22 protein-coding genes, 1 tRNA gene and 2 pseudogenes are annotated in these 17562 nt (G+C 61.7%); 13 read left to right on the top strand and 12 right to left on the bottom strand.

Annotated elements, in window-relative coordinates:
* Window positions 1–148: 148 nt before the first annotated feature.
* Window positions 149–1228 carry a sensor histidine kinase gene (locus ASD99_RS04085; RefSeq protein WP_056592036.1) on the bottom strand — a complete coding sequence of 360 codons (1080 nt, stop codon included), beginning with the start codon at window positions 1226–1228 and terminating at the stop codon, window positions 149–151.
* Between the two features lie 170 nt (window positions 1229–1398).
* Window positions 1399–1731 (bottom strand): hypothetical protein, encoded by a 333-nt coding sequence (locus ASD99_RS04080; protein WP_156388923.1) that lies wholly within the window; start codon window positions 1729–1731, stop codon window positions 1399–1401.
* On the opposite strand from ASD99_RS04080, the gene ASD99_RS04075 reads away from it, so the two are divergent.
* From ASD99_RS04075 to ASD99_RS04055, 4 genes are all read left to right on the top strand, one after another.
* Entirely contained in the window at window positions 1730–2023 is a 294-nt protein-coding gene (locus ASD99_RS04075) for a hypothetical protein (protein ID WP_056592029.1), read from the top strand. The genes ASD99_RS04080 and ASD99_RS04075 overlap by 2 nt on opposite strands.
* Window positions 2024–2177: 154 nt before the next feature.
* Window positions 2178–2468 (top strand): hypothetical protein, encoded by a 291-nt coding sequence (locus tag ASD99_RS04070; RefSeq protein WP_056592026.1) that lies wholly within the window; start codon window positions 2178–2180, stop codon window positions 2466–2468.
* Window positions 2469–2573: 105 nt separating this feature from the next.
* Window positions 2574–2647: transfer RNA gene (locus ASD99_RS04065), tRNA-Gln, on the top strand.
* A gap of 578 nt (window positions 2648–3225) precedes the next feature.
* A complete protein-coding gene (locus tag ASD99_RS04055) occupies window positions 3226–3414 on the top strand; it encodes a hypothetical protein (protein ID WP_056592021.1) in 189 nt (62 codons plus the stop codon).
* A 435-nt stretch (window positions 3415–3849) separates the two neighbouring features.
* Here the strand turns inward: ASD99_RS04055 and ASD99_RS04050 are convergent, their stop codons facing one another.
* Window positions 3850–4200: a low affinity iron permease family protein gene (locus ASD99_RS04050; protein WP_056592019.1), complete on the bottom strand. Its 351-nt coding sequence runs from the start codon at window positions 4198–4200 to the stop codon at window positions 3850–3852.
* A 553-nt stretch (window positions 4201–4753) separates the two neighbouring features.
* Between ASD99_RS04050 and ASD99_RS04045 the strand changes: the two genes are divergently transcribed.
* Both ASD99_RS04045 and ASD99_RS04035 read left to right on the top strand, forming a co-directional pair.
* Window positions 4754–5053 (top strand): DUF1236 domain-containing protein, encoded by a 300-nt coding sequence (locus ASD99_RS04045; RefSeq protein ID WP_056592016.1) that lies wholly within the window; start codon window positions 4754–4756, stop codon window positions 5051–5053.
* 1244 nt (window positions 5054–6297) lie between these two features.
* Window positions 6298–6504, top strand: coding sequence for a hypothetical protein (locus ASD99_RS04035; RefSeq protein ID WP_057142799.1), 207 nt, complete (start codon window positions 6298–6300; stop codon window positions 6502–6504).
* 76 nt (window positions 6505–6580) lie between these two features.
* Here ASD99_RS04035 and ASD99_RS04030 read toward each other — a convergent pair whose 3' ends face one another.
* Window positions 6581–6820, bottom strand: a complete 240-nt coding sequence (locus ASD99_RS04030; protein WP_056592010.1) for a hypothetical protein — start codon at window positions 6818–6820, stop codon at window positions 6581–6583.
* Window positions 6821–7091: 271 nt separating this feature from the next.
* Here ASD99_RS04030 and ASD99_RS04025 point away from each other — a divergent pair, with 271 nt between their 5' ends.
* The 5 genes and pseudogenes from ASD99_RS04025 to ASD99_RS35390 form a co-directional block, all read left to right on the top strand.
* Window positions 7092–7391, top strand: coding sequence for a hypothetical protein (locus ASD99_RS04025; protein WP_056592007.1), 300 nt, complete (start codon window positions 7092–7094; stop codon window positions 7389–7391).
* 125 nt (window positions 7392–7516) lie between these two features.
* Window positions 7517–7702 carry a hypothetical protein gene (locus ASD99_RS04020; protein ID WP_162252278.1) on the top strand — a complete coding sequence of 62 codons (186 nt, stop codon included), beginning with the start codon at window positions 7517–7519 and terminating at the stop codon, window positions 7700–7702.
* 150 nt (window positions 7703–7852) lie between these two features.
* Window positions 7853–8098, top strand: a complete 246-nt coding sequence (locus ASD99_RS04015; RefSeq protein WP_056592003.1) for a DUF982 domain-containing protein — start codon at window positions 7853–7855, stop codon at window positions 8096–8098.
* A gap of 134 nt (window positions 8099–8232) precedes the next feature.
* Complete coding sequence (locus tag ASD99_RS04010) at window positions 8233–8535, top strand: DUF982 domain-containing protein (RefSeq protein ID WP_057142829.1); 303 nt, start codon at window positions 8233–8235, stop codon at window positions 8533–8535.
* Window positions 8536–8859: 324 nt separating this feature from the next.
* Window positions 8860–9049 (top strand): annotated as a pseudogene (locus ASD99_RS35390) (DUF308 domain-containing protein); the annotation flags it as partial.
* Window positions 9050–9222: 173 nt separating this feature from the next.
* On the opposite strand, the gene ASD99_RS04005 reads toward ASD99_RS35390, so the two are convergent.
* Window positions 9223–11160, bottom strand: a complete 1938-nt coding sequence (locus tag ASD99_RS04005) for an AI-2E family transporter (protein ID WP_056592000.1) — start codon at window positions 11158–11160, stop codon at window positions 9223–9225.
* A gap of 214 nt (window positions 11161–11374) precedes the next feature.
* Between ASD99_RS04005 and ASD99_RS33110 the strand changes: the two genes are divergently transcribed.
* Complete coding sequence (locus ASD99_RS33110; RefSeq protein WP_156388922.1) at window positions 11375–11530, top strand: hypothetical protein; 156 nt, start codon at window positions 11375–11377, stop codon at window positions 11528–11530.
* A gap of 90 nt (window positions 11531–11620) precedes the next feature.
* On the opposite strand, the gene ASD99_RS04000 is transcribed toward ASD99_RS33110, so the two are convergent.
* The 6 genes and pseudogenes from ASD99_RS04000 to ASD99_RS03975 form a co-directional block, all read right to left on the bottom strand.
* Window positions 11621–12055 (bottom strand): hypothetical protein, encoded by a 435-nt coding sequence (locus ASD99_RS04000; RefSeq protein WP_056591997.1) that lies wholly within the window; start codon window positions 12053–12055, stop codon window positions 11621–11623.
* Between the two features lie 396 nt (window positions 12056–12451).
* A complete protein-coding gene (locus ASD99_RS03995; RefSeq protein ID WP_056591995.1) occupies window positions 12452–12811 on the bottom strand; it encodes an SPW repeat protein in 360 nt (119 codons plus the stop codon).
* Window positions 12812–12973: 162 nt separating this feature from the next.
* Window positions 12974–14047: a D-alanine--D-alanine ligase family protein gene (locus tag ASD99_RS03990; RefSeq protein ID WP_057142798.1), complete on the bottom strand. Its 1074-nt coding sequence runs from the start codon at window positions 14045–14047 to the stop codon at window positions 12974–12976.
* Window positions 14048–14064: 17 nt separating this feature from the next.
* The gene (locus ASD99_RS03985) at window positions 14065–14682 is read right to left on the bottom strand and encodes a C39 family peptidase (RefSeq protein ID WP_057142827.1); all 618 of its coding nucleotides are present in this window, start codon (window positions 14680–14682) and stop codon (window positions 14065–14067) included.
* Between the two features lie 108 nt (window positions 14683–14790).
* Window positions 14791–15132 (bottom strand): annotated as a pseudogene (locus tag ASD99_RS34550) (hypothetical protein); the annotation flags it as partial.
* Window positions 15133–15246: 114 nt separating this feature from the next.
* Complete coding sequence (locus ASD99_RS03975; protein ID WP_056591987.1) at window positions 15247–15675, bottom strand: VOC family protein; 429 nt, start codon at window positions 15673–15675, stop codon at window positions 15247–15249.
* A 375-nt stretch (window positions 15676–16050) separates the two neighbouring features.
* On the opposite strand from ASD99_RS03975, the gene ASD99_RS03970 reads away from it, so the two are divergent.
* Entirely contained in the window at window positions 16051–16305 is a 255-nt protein-coding gene (locus tag ASD99_RS03970) for a hypothetical protein (RefSeq protein WP_244482955.1), read from the top strand.
* Window positions 16306–16328: 23 nt separating this feature from the next.
* Here ASD99_RS03970 and ASD99_RS03965 read toward each other — a convergent pair whose 3' ends face one another.
* Window positions 16329–17528, bottom strand: a complete 1200-nt coding sequence (locus ASD99_RS03965) for a PLP-dependent aminotransferase family protein (RefSeq protein ID WP_057142797.1) — start codon at window positions 17526–17528, stop codon at window positions 16329–16331.
* Window positions 17529–17562 lie beyond the last annotated feature (34 nt).

Here is a 17562-nt window from a genome sequence, read left to right as displayed (position 1 = left end):
CTTCTTCCTGTCACGGCCGCCAGCGGCGACCTTTCCCTTCACCGGGACAACGCCTGTCGATGAAAAAGGTTGGCCGCGTCCACCCGGCCGATGCGAAGCCGGCAGGATCAGTCCGCCGATGGTTGTCTCGATTGACCGGGCCGGACCCTCAAGGGCTGAAGGACTGGTTGGGCTCGGCGGCAGGGATTTCGGCGCCGAGCTGCGCAACGACGATCGAGTCCAGCGGCGCCGTCAGCGACCAGCTTAGATGGCCGGGGCCGCGCTCCAGCACCGCCGAGCCGTTCAGCGATTGCGGCGCGACCCGCTGCAGGACGACGGTGCCAAAACCCTTGCGCTTGTTTTCGTCTTGCCGTCCCCCTGGCCGCTCCCCTTCATGCACGGGCATCGTCTCGTCCCAGACGAGATGGATTTCCCGCTTTCCCGAAACACCGGCGGCGATCTGCCAGGTGATCTCGAGCCGCCCGGCATCACCCGCCAGAGCGCCATATTTGGCAGAGTTGGTGCCAAGTTCATGAAATGCCATGCCGAGATTTTGCACGGCGTTCGGCTGCAAGGTCAAAAGCGGTCCGGAGAGCGATACCTGTTCCTCGTGCCCGAACGGCTTGAGCTGCTCCTGGATAAGGTCGAAGAGGCTGGCGCCCGCCCATTCCGAGTTCACCAGCAGATCGTGCGACCGCGACAGCGCCATGATGCGGGAGCGGATCAACTCCTCGAACTCGCGCGGATCGGTCGAGCGTTTGCTTGTCTCCCTGACCATCGAGAGGATCACCGCGAACTGGTTCTTGACGCGATGATTCACCTCGCGCAGCAACAGCCGGATGCGGCGCTCGCTCTCCTTGGTCGCGGTGATGTCGCGGGCGATCTTGGAGGCACCGATGATCTCGCCCGCTGCATTCCTGATCGGCGAGACGGTCAGCGAAACGGCAATGATCCCGCCATCCTTGCGTCGCCGGATCGTCTCATAGCTGGCCACGACTTGGCCATTGCGAACCCGGCCGATGATATCGGCCTCTTCGTCCCTGAGATGATCGGGAATGAGCATCAACACGGATCGGCCGACAGCCTCCTCGGCAGCATAGCCGAACATGCGCTGCGCCGCCCCGTTCCAACTGGTGATGACGCTGTTCAGATCCTTGCTGATGATGGCGTCGAAGGACGAATCGACGATTGCCGCCAGCCGAGAATCGGCGGTGATATGGATCAAGCCGCTGCTTGCGAATTCTGTCATTGCCCCCACCTTCCCATATCACGTCGACCGCCTTGCGTCTCGCGGTCTCGCAACCGCCCCTTCGGCTCACACGAGGGATTGCGCCAACGCACAGCAATGCGTGGCGGAGCATTTTGGTTGCAATCGGCACGCGACATTGCGCGGCCGCGAACTGGGAGCCAAATTCAGAATCAGTTCGGTTTGGAGGAGACACGGTCGAGCGCATCCGACGGAGGATTGGCGGCGGGGTCCTGTTGCGGGCAATCCTCGTAGCGGTGGTCGCGGCCGCCGCAGAAGGAACAGCACATGGCTTCGCGATCCTCGTATCCGCGTCCGGGCCACCATTGCGGCGTTTGGTAGGGTTTCCTGCTGTCCATCCCCAGCAATGCGCGACGCGCCATTTGGTTGCGCCGCAAGAAACGGCCAGTGGTTGCGCCGCCGCAAGAAACGGCCAGCCGGATGTTGCGGAACCACCGGCCGGATGCGAGTTTCGCGTGACACATCAGCTCGAGGAAAACCGCCATGCCCATACGCCGAATTGCCTTGATCACGTCAGCGATCCTGCTTGCCGCGACCGGCCTCACCGAGGCCCGGCCCGATACCCGCACGATGAGTTGCGGTCAGCTCCAGCAGCTGATCCAAAGCCATCGCGCCGTGGTGCTGACCACCGGCCCCAACACCTATGACCGCTATGTCAGGCAGTTCGGCAACGAATGCGACTTGCCCGAAGTGCCGATGTCGGCCTATGTCCCGACCCGTGACGGCCACTGCCCGGTTTATAGATGCGACCAGCCGATCGGCGATCTCCCCGGTTGACGGCGACGGCCTGCCGCCAATTGCCGATCGCCAGTTGCGACCGCAAGAGATCGCGCTGTTGCGGAACCGCTGGCCGGGATGCGAGTTTCGCGTGACACGCTCGCTCCCGTGATACGCTCGCCACGAGGTAAGTGAAACGCCCGAGGTAACCGCCATGCCCATCCGCCGTATTGTTACAATGACAGCAGCGATCCTGCTTGCCGCGACCAGCCTCGCCGAGGCCCGGCCCGACACGCGCACGATGAGCTGCGAGCAGCTTCAGCAGCTGATTCAGAGCCGCCGCGCCGTGGTGCTGACCACCGGCCCCAACACCTATGACCGCTACGTCAGGCAATTCGGCAACGAATGCGACTGGCCCGACGTGCCGATGTCGGCCTATGTCCCGACCCGTGACGGCCGCTGCCCACTCTACCGCTGCGACGAGCCGGTTGGCCGCATCCCGTGACGGCGACGGCTTGCCGCCAATTGCCGATCGCCAGTTGCCGATCGCAAGAGGATCGCGTTGATCCCGGCGCGCGAACCGGCTACGGGTGTAGGCGCAGTTGCATTTTCCCGCTTCGTCTAATGGTAGGACAGCGCCCTTTGAAGGCGTGAATCGTGGTTCGAGCCCATGAGCGGGAACCAAAATCAAGCACTTGCAGGGCCTCGACCACAGAGAGAAGATCGATCATTTCGAAGCGGCGCGCATGGCCTAGCCCGCCGATATCAAATACATCAACACGCCCACTGCAGCGGCGACTGTCGACCCACCCAGGATCAGCGCCAGGTGTCTCCGCTTGCGGCTCTTGCCCGGCTGCTTTCGATCTGCGCTGGCGTAAGCACTATAGAGCCGCCGGCCGTCCTCTCCGAACCGGTCGCTGTTCGGGTAAGCCTTTTTCGGCTTTTGCCTGGGACGAAGAAAGCTCACCTGATTTCTCCTGAGAGAACGCTCCCATCCGATCTTATTAGCACATGCTTGTATTTCTTCTGAAGCAGGATCATCATCAAGCTGTTAGTGGCTTGAAGGTGAAGCGCCATGCAACTGAGTTGCTTTGACCACAGTGGGGGCATCTTTGCATCGACGATGTTCCTGAACATCACGGCGGTTTTCGTAATTTTGGCCGCATTGGCGGCTGTACGGCTGATAGCAATGTCAGGCGAAGGTTCTATCGAACAGCTCCAGGCGGTGTAGCCCGCGAGGTGCTTCCCATCCGGAGAAGTATATGGCCGCGAGGAAGGTGATGGCGGTTAAGGACTGGTCTTGCGGCATGAGCGACGAGCTTGGCCGTGTGGTCCTGACCATCAACCCGACCGAGGGTGAGCCAATCCTGGTTTTGATGACAATTTTCGAGGCGGCGAAAATGGCCGGGGAATTGCGGTCACCGAAACGCGTCCCCTTCTCACCTCAGTGACACCAGCCGCCGGAAAGAGGCGATAAATTCCCTTTCACTGCGTGAACCTTGGCTCCAATTCGAAGCGCAGCATCATGTCAGGATGGCCGAGTTAACGAAACGCGTCCACGTTTCGGCACCGGTTACGTTAGGGGAGACCGAAATGGGGAACGAGGCAGCCATCTCGATGCAAATGGACGGCCGGCCACCAGAGCGGCCACGACTTTCCTCTCATCTCGTCCCAAGGTCGGCGAAAGCCCGCGCCCTGGCGGAGAGCGCGGGCCGATCGGAGGCCCGATCTTCAGCAGGCGATGGAGGGCACCTCCTGCCGCATGCACCAACTTTTGGTGACAGCTAATGTTCCGTTAGACTGGTTCTGCTCACTTGTTTCGTTTCGAACCTCTTTTCGGCGCCTGTGCGGGGGTCGACATCTGAAACCGGGTGAGGTGCGAAGAATCAGAGTGAGGGAGGTCGTCCGACTGCCTGTGCCGCTTCCTCTTCGAGCATTGTAAGCTTTTCCCGGATCTCCTCCGGTTGGGCATGCTCCAACCCGACAACGTCGTTTCTGGTTGCGTCCAGTGAAACGATGATCTCATCGAGTTTGGCGTGGATGGCGGCGGTGTCGCGGTAGCCCTGTATCAGGACCACTCCGGTGATCACGATAGCCGCGACCGATAAGGCATAGGTGACTGCATTTGTCAGGCCGTAAGGCACCAGCGCAGTGCACAATACCATGGCTATCATCAAGGCGTAGAAACCCGGCGGCCGGGACAGAAAGTCGGCCGCCACGAAAAGGATGCGGTTCATATCCTGGCCAAAGTCAACAAGGCGATCAGTGCGGTGATGGCTACGCAAATAGGCACTGCCGCGAGCAAGCCAGCCTCGAGGAACCGGGTCTCTTTGTCACGAAACATCAGATCAGCTCACACTCACCAAATCTAGGATTGAGGGTTCGCTCGCCACACGGGAGCAGCGGGCGAACCCTATCGGCGCAGGAAGGGACATAGCTGCGCTGACCTCGCAATCTTGGGGGCACATCTCGTTGGTGTTCAGCCAAGCGACATTCCAACCGCGAGGAAGATGATGGCGACCGTGAACATCGGTCCGAGCAACCAGCGCGCTTGATCAACACTCTTATCCATCCGTTCCTCCTGCAAAAAATCCACACGGACAACTACCGCAAACGGCCGCTGTTCCGATGGACACCACCGCTAGGACCATTGCGTTTCGTGGCTGGACCTAAGTCCCACGCGCTGCCCGACCGAAGACCAGCCATGGGAACGTTTGGGGATGACCCAAGTTCGGTTTTCCGAGCGCAGGACGATGGCGTCCTGCGCCGATCTCACAAAAGGAGGAACCTATGAGAACGCATCTTACCAGCACTGCTGCGGCGTTTCTGTTGCTTGCAGGAATCGGCGCAGCCACAGCGGATGACATCATCATCCAGCCCGAGCAGGACACAGTTATCCGCGAATATGTGAAGAAGCAGCCCGTGGCTTCGATCAAAGTCCCCGGCGTGGAACTCAATATCGGCACAGCCCTGCCTGATACAGTCGAGCTCTACGAGGTCCCCAACGTCAAGTATCGCTACACCGTGATCGACAACCGCACGGTCGTCGTCGATCCCGGCACCCACAAGATCATCAAGGTCTACGACTGACAGCCCTGCATCTGAAGCCCGTCGCCCTTGTGGCGACGGGCCGCAACGTCAGGCCCGTGGTGGTTGGGGCTTACCAGGGATCTTGCCCGTTTCCGACCTCGGGGGGATTGATCGCTGTCAATTCGCACGGCTCGGCCCCGCATTGGGCGATCTCTCTGATCTTAGCGCCAATCTCTGTTCTCGTAGGCGCGCTGTCTTGGCCTCCCTGGCCTGACGTTCGGCGTCCAACACCACTTTGCTCTCGCGGTCCGCTCTCTCAATCTTTTCGCGATCAACCTTTCGTTTCACGACAGCCTCCTCTGTTCCAGCAGCCAAGAAAGCAGGAACCTGAGAAAATGTTCCCTGCGAAGGAATTGGGATGCCGCCTCATTTGTTATTGAGGATCGAACGGTGATTTGGATCACCGTCGGAAAACGAAAGGACGAGCAAATGCGCCAGCTTCATCAACGCGGCGTTGAACTGGTTTATGAACTTGTCAGTGCCGCGAGCAGTTGGAAAGATGAAACCGGAAGACGTTGTCGCGCTCCTGCAAGAAACAGCGCACCTGCTACAGCGCGGATATTCCGACAAGCCATCGTGAGTCTCGCTCATCCTGACGTTGGCAATGTCCTTAGGCCACCAGGCAATGCGCATCCATATTTTAGCGACAGCGAAACCAAGATCGCACTTCCACGTTGAGGCTCGTTCAACATGGGAACTCGAAGAATGGATCCGGCAACCCAGGCAGTGATGCTCTTGCTCTCCTGCAGCCCAGGAGAGGCGTCAATATGCAAACCCGTCGATATGGCGCCGACACTGTACGCCTCGCTTGATCAATGCCAGGCTTCGCTGACGAACAGGTTGGCAAGTTCGCCAAATGGGGAAATCGTCGGAAGGTGCCGGTCGGTCGATGCGACCGTCACTGCCTCACTACCGCCAGACTACACCACGGTCGTCGTCACGCGCGGCATTGGGGCCGGTGTTACGACGAGTTATCTCGTGCCACGCGAGCGGAAGTGATCCAAGGCGCCAATGTCGGACGACTGACGGTGGTTTTGCAACGTCCGACGGCGCAAAGACGGGCTGGCTCGCCGGGGCAGCCCAACACCTTCCCCAGCGAGCCTGTCGCTCCGGTACAATGAACAATCGAGCAACGACTCCACTACGAATTGACGCCGCACTAAGTTGCACCGCTGCCTCTCATGGCCCTGAAACCATTTCGCGGACCCCGCGTTGACGAGCGGGGCCGACACAGGAGACATCTCATGACCGTCAACTGCCGCATATCCATCGACAACCGTCCGGAAGCAGCCGATGCCGTTTTCCAGGCAGTTCCCCGGGTTGGCGAAAGCGTTTACCTGTCGATCGACGGAACGACGCAGGATCTGCGGGTATCGCGTGTCGTGCATGTGACCAATGGCACGCTGGAAGGTGCCGCAATCGTCGTCGAAGTGACGACCAACATCCTGTAGAGCCTGGAGCAACCAGCTTCCAGCATTACCAGCCGGCGCCTGCCCGCCGGTCGCGACAGCATACCGGCGGCCGTGCCTATTCCTTGCCGCTGTCGGCAATCCCGTTGCCTTCCGTAGGCAGGATGCCATAATCCTGCGACTTCACTCCCTGCTCCGCCGTCAGGAACCCGTCCGAGGCCAAGCCGCGCCGCAGCAGCTCCCTGACTGCGGCCGAGCGGCTCGGCATGCGCTTGTCGTAGCGCCAGTTTTCCAGCGCCGCCAGTTCGTCTGATGTCAGCATGATCTGCAGTCGTTCGGGGCGTTCCAGTTCAGCCATGGCGCTTCCTCGCTCAGGACCAAGAATACGTAGAGTTAGTATTTAGCCCACTTGGCGCATGATTAGGATAGCTCTCATAATACGTCAAGACCCTGCGATGGGTGAACGGAGCATCACGCACATGAAGCGGATTCGGCGCTGGACGCGCCTTTGTGTAACTCTGCTAACTATTTGATTTATTTGGATAATATTTATATCGTTACTTGCTTTAACGCAGCGCCCGGCGCAAGGTGGAATCTGACAAGAAAATCGATCCCTTTGGGAGGTTTCGATGCGGTATGATTACTCGACGCGACTGCGCGATGACGTCAGTTCAGCGGTCCAGATGGCCTTCAAGATGGCAGGCATCGTCAACATAACGGCGGTGGCGGAACAGGTCAGGGTCAGGAATCTGGCCGAGAATGTCGCCCTCGAGGACATCGAGCATCTGGTCCTGCAGGCGGCACAACTGATCGGCGCGGCAATCGAATTCGACGGCCTGGCCGGTCTGTTCGTGAATGGCCTAGCCGACGAGGACTGCGAGTGCGCGATCGCCACGCTCGATCTGCCGCGCCCGGCTTCGATTCAATAGTCCGGCAAACGCCGGCCGATACGCCCGGGCAAGGGTCCTTCCTATCTTTCCGGCGGAACAAGTCTTCCGATGGAACAAGTTGGACTGGCGGAAATTATCCCGTCGCCTTGCAAAAGGAGGATGTTGTGAAAGAGCTGCGCAGTCTCCTTGCCGAATTGTCATCCAGCTGGCTCAAGCGCCGCAAGGCGCAATCGCCCGACACCGTGAACACGGTCAAGGCCGCGCCCCGCCTCGCCCAACAAACGACAAGGCAGCGTGCTGCCCACAAACCCAAACCACCGCCCACCCGCGACTTCGCCTCAAACATGTGAGCGATCGCATAAAGGCGAACAACCCAGCGTCCCTCGATGCAGTGGTTCGTAGGAGAACGCATGTGTGGGAACTCTCACGCCAGCGTGATTGGTGTTGCTGAAACCTTGCGCTGCCGAAGGCGTTAATCGCCGCAACCAGTCGAGGTTCCAATGCAAACTGCATGGTTTTCCAAGCCCGTGGCGGTTTCGGTCGGCGTCACCGGTTCCATCCGCCATCTGTCCAATACACAGCAGGCCATTGAATTGCTCACGACACATTGGCGTGACGCCGGCAGCCCGAAACATCAGTCCGCGCTGCGCGCTTGCCGCCGGGCGGCGAGTGGCGAGGTGTCCCCTGACATTGCCAGGGAGGCTTTCGTCGAGGCCGCCCGCGAGGCGCATATACTGATCGAGTAGGCATATCCTGATCGAGTAGTCTGGCTGCTCGTGTCTGTTCTTGACACGGAAAGCCGCCCCTCGCATATTTTTCGATGGCCGCCGCCAACGTTGCCGGCCAGTTCAAAGCATCGTTCAAGCGATTGGAGGAAGTAATGAACGACAGGCGTTTCAACCACCCCGTTTTCGTCAAGGACGGTCAGATGATCGTCCAGGAAATCACCTGCCTCGAGGAGGCCCTCGACTTTCTCGACGAATGGCCGAGCAACCGCCGCGGCCCGATCTTCGATACCGCCCGGCGCGCCTGCCATCGCGCCTTTGACGGGCTGTTGCCGCCGTCGGTTGCGCGGGAAGCCTTCGCCGGCTGGGCAAGATCGGCGCGCATCCTGGAGGATGTCTCGAACGTCCTGCCCTGGATGACCGGGCATCGGTCCGGGCGCGGCGGTATTCCGGCCTGAGCTGCTGGCTTCAAGAATATCGCGCGGCGAGGCCGCCGCCAAGGTGTGCGCGATATCGCAGTGAGCAAAGGCGTCAAGCCCGGCCAGGTCGATTTGGCGTCGACATCGGGCCGATCCCCGGCACCAAGCGGATCAGATATCTGGAGGAAAATGTCGCCGCCGGATCGCTCAAACTCGACGCAGCCGAGATGGCCGCGCTCGACGAGGCGCTCGCGCCGGGAAAGATCTCCGGCCCGCGCTACACCGAGCACGGCATGGCGATGGTCGACCGATAGGACGCACGCCGAGCAGAGGGTGGGAACCGGCTTCGGAGAAGTCACACCCTTGAGCGGCGCTCAATCGGCACTGGCCGCACTCTTTTTGTGAAGATGGCCGGCGGCAGTGAAAATATCGACATCAGGTCGCGCCCTGCGCTGCGTTCGGCGCTTTCTACTTCCTGGTGTCGGCACTGTGGCTGACGGCCACCAGCGCATCAACGATGTCGACCATTCGCTCCATGCCGATCCGAATATAGTCGCTGCCATAGTCTCCGGGCAGATCCCGATCGGAACATAAGCCATCTTGCTACCGATCGGATCACCACTCAGAAAGCTGGGATACCGTACGGGAACAGAGGGAGCAGCAGGATACAATATACTTTGCGCTTTGGCATCGGTCCCTGGTTTGCCCACCCCAGGCGAAGACGACCTAACTCGCCGCCGCTGCCGCAACCTTCTTGGGGGCCGCCCGCTGTCGCCGCATGCGGCGTTTGGCGATGAGCTTGAGAGCAACCGGCGGCTCGTTTGACAGCGCGCCCACCACCGCGTCCACCATGCCATGCGCCACGAAATCGGCGTTCATGTCTTGGGCCAGCTTGGCCGCCGTTTCCTTGTCCTCGGCAGCGGTCTCCGACCAGAACACGATTCCCACCCGAAGTGCAGCCTTCGCGCGCTTCAGCCGGCGAACCAGAAAGCGGGCGTGCTTGACGGAATCCCGGTTCAGGAAGCCGACCACGACGGTGTCGACGGTTTCGAGTTCGAGGTGGCGGATGTTGGCGGGTTCCATATCGGCAAAACCGGCCTTCGACACCGTCGCGCCCTGGACTTCCAGCACCTGCGCGAGCATTGCGGCAGTGGCGTCGTCGAGTTCGCCGCGCCCGCCGGCGCAAAGCACTGACATGCCGGTGCCATCGGGCAGTTCGGTCTCGTCCTCGCCGCTGACATCGCCATCGACGCCCGCCTCTGCGACCACGTGCGGCTCCTCCTCCTCCTCGCTCGCTTCCTCCTGCGCGCTGTCGTCTAGGTTGGCCACCAGCGTCAGGACACTGGCCGCCACATGGCGTCTTTGCAGGTCGCCCATGACGCCGCGCACACGGTCGCGCTCGCCCAGCAGCAGTGCCGGAATGGCAACCTTGTCGTAGAATTCGACGAGATATTTCTCCTCCAGCATCTCCTCCGCGTGGTCGGTGGCTTCCTCGGGATCGCCGGCCAGCAGCCGCTGGTAGAGGCGCGCATGAGGTTCGAGCACGGGCTCGTTGCCGAACAGCACGTCGAGGAATTCAAACTGCGGCACGTGCCTGCCCAGCACCACAAGGCAGACGGTGAGCGGCGTCGACAGGATCAGCCCGAGCGGCCCCCACAGCCACGTCCAGAAAATCGCCGCGACAATGATCGCCAGCGGCGACAGTCCGGTTCGCGAGCCGTAAAGCCAGGGTTCGATGACATTGCCGGTGATCAGTTCCATCACCACGAACAGGGCGGCCGTCCACAGGACGAGCGACCAGCCCGGCGCCACGGCCAGCGCGAGGAACAGCGGCAAGAGCATGCCGATGATCGGGCCGATATAGGGGACGAAACGCAGCGCCAGAGCCAGCAGCCCCCACAGCAGCGCATTCGGGATGCCGAGAATCCACAGCCCGATCGAAATCGGTATTGCGTAGACGATGTTGACGACCAATTGCATCAAGAGATAGCGGCCCACCCGCTTGGCGGCATCCTGAAGCGCCTCGGTGGTGCGGTGGAGGTCGCCGTAACCGACAAGCCGGATGAAGCGGTCGCGCAGATCCTCCCGCTCAAGCAGCATGAAGATGACGACGACGATGATAAGCCCTGCCGAACCGAGCGGGCTGAGCAGCGGCCCCACTATGTTCTGCAGGACCTCGAGCGGCCTTTCACGCGAGACGATCTCGACGGGCACCGGCTCGCGCGGCGGCTTTTCCGGGGTGGCGGCCGGCAGCGAGGCGTCCTGCCTGTCGATCTCCTGGCCGACACGCTCGACCACCTGGCTCAATCTGGCAATGATCCCTCCCCCGACCCCGGTTTCCTTGAGCGAACGGATCTTGGTCAGGATGTTGGTCTGGTAGACCGGGATGTTCTGCGCCAGTTCGCTGACCTGCGTGGCGACAATGAAGGAGAACAGGCCAAGCGCCGCGAAAGCGCCGAGCACGCTTGCGATGACGGCGGCGATCCGCGGGATCCCGACCTTTTTGAGCGCTGAAACAAGCGGCGCGAGCGCGAAGGTCAGCAGCAGCGCGATCGCGATCGGCAGGAAAACCTCGCGCCCGAAATACAGCGCCGCCACCGTGGTGACGGTTGTTGCCACGTTGGGCAACGCGGTTCGCGGGCGGGGCGCGACGGCCGAAAGCATGTCCTCCGACCCATCAGCGGGAGACGCCTTGTCGCTTCGACTATTGGCCACTCGATGTCTCCCCCTGCCACGCCGCCATGATCTGATATATTGAGCCTGCGTGCAACTTTAGCCAGTGATGAAATACACGTCCCCCGCCGCCGGGCGACGATCGAATGGCTGCTCACCCTGAGGAAAGGCAGCACCGGATCATCTCATCAGCGAGCTGCCGTTCGTGGAACGCATCCCCTGCCTGCGCCGGGATGGCGAGATCGAATGCTGTTGTCAGCGTTCCCATGTTGGGCGCGATGGGATCGGCTCGCTCGACATCGTGTTCGGCGAGATCAACCGCTGGTGGAAGACAAGCTGCACCATCCAGAACAATCGATAGGAGGCGGAGAGACCCTCTGCCGCCTCATCGGTCTTCAAGCAGTCGCTCAGCCGGCACCGTGCGCGATGTCTACCAGCTGGAGCATCGGCCTCAGTGCAGAAACGCTCCTCGCAGCCACGCGAAGAAACCGGATCTTCCCGAAATTGCCGCGCGGACACGGGATGCGGCCCATCGTGCCGGCATCGTAGCGCCGACATGGCAATGGCAGACGATTTCGTGGAGCTGCCAATCGGTCAGCTCGAAGAAGCGCTTGGCCTCACCGTAGGTATCCTCCTTCAAGCCCAGCGCGCGAAAGATCGGATCTTCGAAAGCAACTGTGATTGGTGATCCCGCGGAACGCATTCTTTCGCGGATCTCCACGGATTGGTACTCGGTCCCCGTCAGCGCCCCTAGGCACCTGTTGGGATTTTGCTCCAGAAGCTGCGCCCAGCGTTCGAGGCGTTCGCCTCGAGTCGCGACAAGATAGGTTGCCTCGGCGTGGACCTCGGCAACGGCGTGCAGTTGGTCAACGGTTTGATGCTTCATGGACGCCTCCTATGCCTCCTATTCAGCAGCTGGATTCACTCCAGCCTTGAATGGAATTATGGCGCGCCGCGAGGTCGGCAAGATCCGGAAAAGCATGGTACGATGATTCTTTTTGGGCAGCGTGGCTCCATTCCGCGGCACGGCTCGCCAGCGATCGTCGGCGAGGCGAAGACCGGCAATTCGAGGCCGCGCTTGGCCAATGCCTCGGCGCTGCGCAAGATGAGTTCGTGCACCAGGATTATCGCAGCACGGTCGGGGAGCCCGAAACCCGCAATGCCGCTGCTCAGCGCACGAGGCCGGTTCACTTGGCCTCGTCCGGCTTTTTGTTGAAGATCGTGAGCAGGTCATCGGCCGGAGGAGCCCGCCGCTTACGCGGCGGACCCCAACCCTTACCGGTTACGCATGCGCGTGCGGATGACGGAAGTCCCAGACGGCCCAACCTGATACGGCAACCACCAGCAAGCCGAGAATGACGTGGGTGGCCATCGCAGACCCGTTCGCCACGAAACCGAGCAGCCAGGGCGAAATGATCAGCCAGAGCCCGAGGACGACACTGACCCATTCCTCCCACTCGGCGAATGCGGTAAGCGCCGCCAGAGCCATGACGCCCAGCACGACGCCAACAACCCAGGCGTTCCATGCGGGAGCGGTTTCAGCAACGAAGCCGATTATCCAAGGTGAGATGAACAGGCCGATGGCAAGGACCAGATTGAGCCAGTCCTGCCCCTTCTTGCCTTCCATGAATGTATTAGCCATGACAACCTCCATAGATGAAGCTTGACCAAGCGTAAAATTCGCGTGCAACGCACGCTTAGTTATTGATGTAACTACGCTTCATATGGCCTTCAAGACCTCGGCCAATGACGAGCCCCGGCTTGGCGCAGACCACTTTTCTGCGCCACTCCGCTCCGAACGGGATCAGCGCGCCGCATGCCTGGCCAGCGCGTGCTCGATCAGCACGTCGATGGTCTGGCTGTAGCCGATGCCTGACGCCGCCAGCGCCTTGGCGTACATCGAAATGTCGGTGAAACCGGGAATGGTGTTGACCTCGTTGACCAGCAGGCTGCCATCGGCGCGCAGGAAGAAATCGACGCGCGCCATGGCTTCGCAGCCGAGTGCCTGGAAAGCCTGCCGCGCCATTTCCCTCGCTCTGTCGGCAACTGCGGTCGGGACATCGGCGGGCACCTGAATCACCGCGCCGTCGGCATCGAGATATTTGGCTTCATAGGTGTAGAAGCCATGCTTGCCTGCTGGAATGATCTCACCGGGCAGCGACACCGTCAGCGTGCCGTCGGCCCGCTCCAGCACCGAGAACTCGATCTCGCGGCCTTCGACGAACTCCTCCACCAGAACCTTGCTGTCATGCTGAAAAGCCGCCTCGACGGCCGCGGTGAAGCCGGCGCTGTCGGTCGCCTTGCTGACCCCGAAGGACGAGCCCTGGCGCGCCGGCTTGACGAACACCGGCAGGCCGAGCTTCGCCGCGACGTCCTCGAAGGGCACGGACTCCCCGCGCCGCAAGGTCAGCGAGCGGGCAACAGCCAGTCCCGCCTCGCGCATCAGCCGCTTGGCAATCTCCTTGTCCATGGCGGCTGCCGAGGCAAGGATGCCGCAGCCGACATAGGCGACATCGGCGACTTCCGCATAGCCCTGCACCGAGCCGTCCTCGCCGAACGGCCCGTGCAGCACGGGAAAGACGACATCGACCGGCGGCAGGTCGGGCTGTGTTCCATCCCGCGACACGGCAACCAGCCTGCCCTTGCCGCCGGGCAAAAGCGCAACCTCGATCTCGTCCTCGGATGCCGGCGCCCCTGCCCCGTCACCGGCGGCCGGCTGTTGCAGCAGCCATCTGCCGCTTCGGGAAATGGCAATCGGCATGATGTCGTAGCGCGTCCGGTCGATCGCCTTCAGCACATTGGCGGCTGAAAGGCGCGACACGTCATGCTCGGCCGAACGCCCGCCATAGAGGATGGCCACTCTTGTCTTACCGGTCATCGAAATCCCTCAAAACATCAAATGGCGACGGCAATGCCGCGATTGGCAAAGAAGCGGTCGAAGTCGGCTGGCGCCAACACTGCGTTTGCCTGTGTGGCGCTGGTATGGCCGGACGGATTGTGGAAGCGGAAACCCTTGTCCGACGTCGCGGTGACCAGCACCAGATGGCCGCCCTTCGACGGCGGCTCGCGCTCGGGCCAACGGATCGAACTGCTGACCGAGGCGATGAAGAAGCGCTGCCGCTCAAGGATGGCCGGAATGTCCGCTGTCGCGACACTGGTCATCACTTCGGCCTGAAGACCGAAGACCTCTTTCACGAAGCTGACGAAGGGCGCGTAGATCAGCCCCCTGATCGATCCCTCGCTGACGACATAGCCGCCATATCCAGTGCATCGCCTGGCCAGCTCGATAGTCGGCACGGTCTCGCCGCGCGTTGCCAGGATCATCTTCAGGCACGCCATGCCGCAGATGTTGGCGGCCCACACCGCGTATTCGCCCAGAGTTCCCGCACCCGACCCCCGCCACAGCGGATCGCGCCGCAGCGCGACCTCGGCGCCGTCGGCGAGCACCTCAATGGTCATGTCTGGCGTTTCCCACTGGCTGAAAAACGGCACGGTTTCAGGCAGTGGACTCATGCGGACCCCCCAGGCAGCGAACTCCATCTCGTGTACGAGGATACGAGATGGATGAAAAGCCGCTTGGAGCCCTGTTACGAAGCTTCCCCTAATGAGCCGCGGCGCCGCTTACTCGGCCTTCGTCCAGCCGAAGACCAGCCAGGCGTATTTCGATTTTTCGTCGGGTTCGGCAGTCTAGGTCGTCTGCATGTCGCCGTCCTTGGCGTAAATATCCAGCCCGGGCGCGTTGTCGAGCTTGTGCCACAGCGAACTCCTGCTGAAGGACCAGGTTCCGCACCAGACGCAGGCCCCCGGCGTCGGATCACCAGGCTGATGAAAATATTAGCGGCCGTCCGCCGTGATCTCCAGAGAGTCGAACGCGCCGTAAAACGCGGTCACCATTCGCTGGAACTCATTAGCGGCCGCCTCTTGTTCCGGCGTCGGCGCATCCTTCATGTCGCGCGGCGGCCGGATGGCTCCATCTCTCCAGCATCGCCCATTGGTGCCGCGTCCGGGGACTGCAACGCGGGTGGGCGCCAAAGCGTGCAGAGCCGTGTTTGCAGACCGGCTGACTATCGGCACAGCTTAAAAGGTTATCTTCACCGAAGCGGCGCTGCGTCTGTGCGGACCGTGATGGACGGCCTCGATGTTGTTGCCGTCTGGATCGAGCAGAAAGGCAGCGTAATAGCCGGGGTGATAGGGCCGTTCGCCCGGCGCGCCATTGTCCACGCCGCCGCCGGCGAGCCCGGCCTTGTAGAAGGCCTCGACCATGGCATGGTCCCTTGCCTGGAAGGCCAGATGATGGCGGCCGGTGAGCTTTCCCAACGCCGCCGGGCTGTCCGCGCTGGAGATGAACAATTCGTCGGCCCAGAAATAATCCTCGCCGACACCTCCGATCGGAACATCGAGCACCCGGAAGATCGCCTCGTAGAAACGCTTGCTGGCGGCAAGATCCTTGACCACCAGTTGGATGTGGTCGATGAGCCGGCCGCGATGCAGTTCCTGGGTTTCCATGAAAACGCCTCCTCATGAGGCTTTCGAATTTAGGTTCGGACAGGACGCCGTCAATGTGGGCACGCTTTCCAACTGCCAACCCCTGCCGCAGGCCCGGCCCCATGTACCCAGTCAGTCTTGCAAACAAAAAGCCCGCCAGGAGGGGGGATCCGGCGGGCCTTTGGAAAGCTGATATTCAAGCTTTCAGATGTCTGACGGGGGATCAGACAGGGTAAGAACCTTTATTGGCCGCGGAGGTTCCACCCGAGCAAAAAGATTCCCCACGGGCCGTCGAATCCAGAAATTTCAAGCGGTGGAGGCGACTTCTTTTCGCGCTCCCGACTGGAACCTTCCGCTCCCAACCGGGTTTTATGGCGCGGCTGGGAGGAATTTCGCTTGGACTGTTTTCAAAGGCTCGAAGCGCTTGTCGATAGCGCCGACATCAACGGCATCGAAGAAGCGAACACTCTGCTGCGTCGGTTCAAGGGCAGGTCGCAGGTGCTCACGGCAGCGATCGACGAATTCATGCTGGACTTCAAGACATTGGTCTTCGTCGTCGAGAGCGGCGAGCAAGGGTTCCGGAAATCACTGGGCAAGCTGGCTCGCGCCAGGCTGTCGAAGCTCCAGCATTTGGTGAACGTAGCGGCGTAGGATGCCGACTTCCGGCAGCCGGCCTACCGCTTCAATATGGCCGCCAGCCGCGGTATGCCTTCGGTCACCGCGCGGCGGTCGGCGAGCGTGAAGGACAGCCGCAGCGTGTTGCGCCCGCTGCCGTCGGCAAAAAAGGCGCTGCCGGGCAGGAAGGCGACCCGCGCTTCCTTCACCGACCGAGCCAGAAGCGCCGTGGCGTCGTAACCCTCGGGCAGCGTCACCCAGACGAACATGCCCCCTTCCGGACGGCTCCAGCTCACGCCCTCAGGCATGTGGGCCTCAAGCGCTGCGAGCAGCCCGTCGCGGCGCTCGCGATAGGCGCCGATCAGCTTTTCCACGTGGCCGTCGAACACGGCTTCGGCCACACGATGCATCACCACCTGGTTGATTGACGGGCTGTGCAAATCGGAGGCCTGCTTCATCAGCACCAGCTTCTCGACCACATGGCGCGGCGCGCACACCCAGCCGACGCGCATGCCCGGCGACAGGATCTTCGAGAACGAGCCGCAATAGAGCGTGCGCGCCTTGTCGATGCCGCCGGACCTGATGCAGTCGAGCGCCAGGATCGGCGGCACGCCTTCGCCATCATAGCGCAGCGCGCGATAGGCGGCATCCTCGATCACGGCGATGTCGAGTTCTCCGGCAAGGTCGAGCACCGCCTCGCGCTGCTGGCGGTTCAAGGTCTCGCCGGTCGGGTTGGCGAAATCCGGCACCAGATAGGCGAACTTGACCTTGCCGCCATTCGCGGCCGCCGCCGCGCGATAGGCATCCGGCGTCATATTGCCGCCGGCCGGGGTCAGCCGGTCGTAGCGCGGTTCATAGGCGTTGAAAGCCTGCAGGGCGCCGAGATAGGTCGGCCATGTCACCAGCGCGGTATCGCCCGGCGACAGGAACAGCTTGCCGAGATAATCCAGCGCCTGCTGCGAGCCGGAGGTGATGAAGATGTTGGCCTCGTCGCAGGCGACGCCGAGCTTGCCCATCTGCCCGGCCAGCCAGCGCCGCAACGGCAGATAGCCTTCCGAGACCTGGTACTGCAGCGCCGCCCCAGCCTCTGCACCGCCCAGCACATCGGCATAGGCGTCGCGGATGGCCTCGGCCGGGAACAGCGCCGGATCGGGAATGCCGCCGGCGAACGAGATGATGTCGGGCTGGTCGAGCAGCTTCAGGAGCTCGCGGATTTCGGACGCCTTCATGCGCGACGAGCGCGAAGCCAACAGGTTCATAAGGGTCAAGTCACGCCTCCCGCGACAGTTCGAT

Source organism: Mesorhizobium sp. Root695, assembly GCF_001428185.1.
Classification (GTDB): domain Bacteria; phylum Pseudomonadota; class Alphaproteobacteria; order Rhizobiales; family Rhizobiaceae; genus Mesorhizobium.
This window is presented reverse-complemented; position numbering and strand designations above follow the sequence as displayed.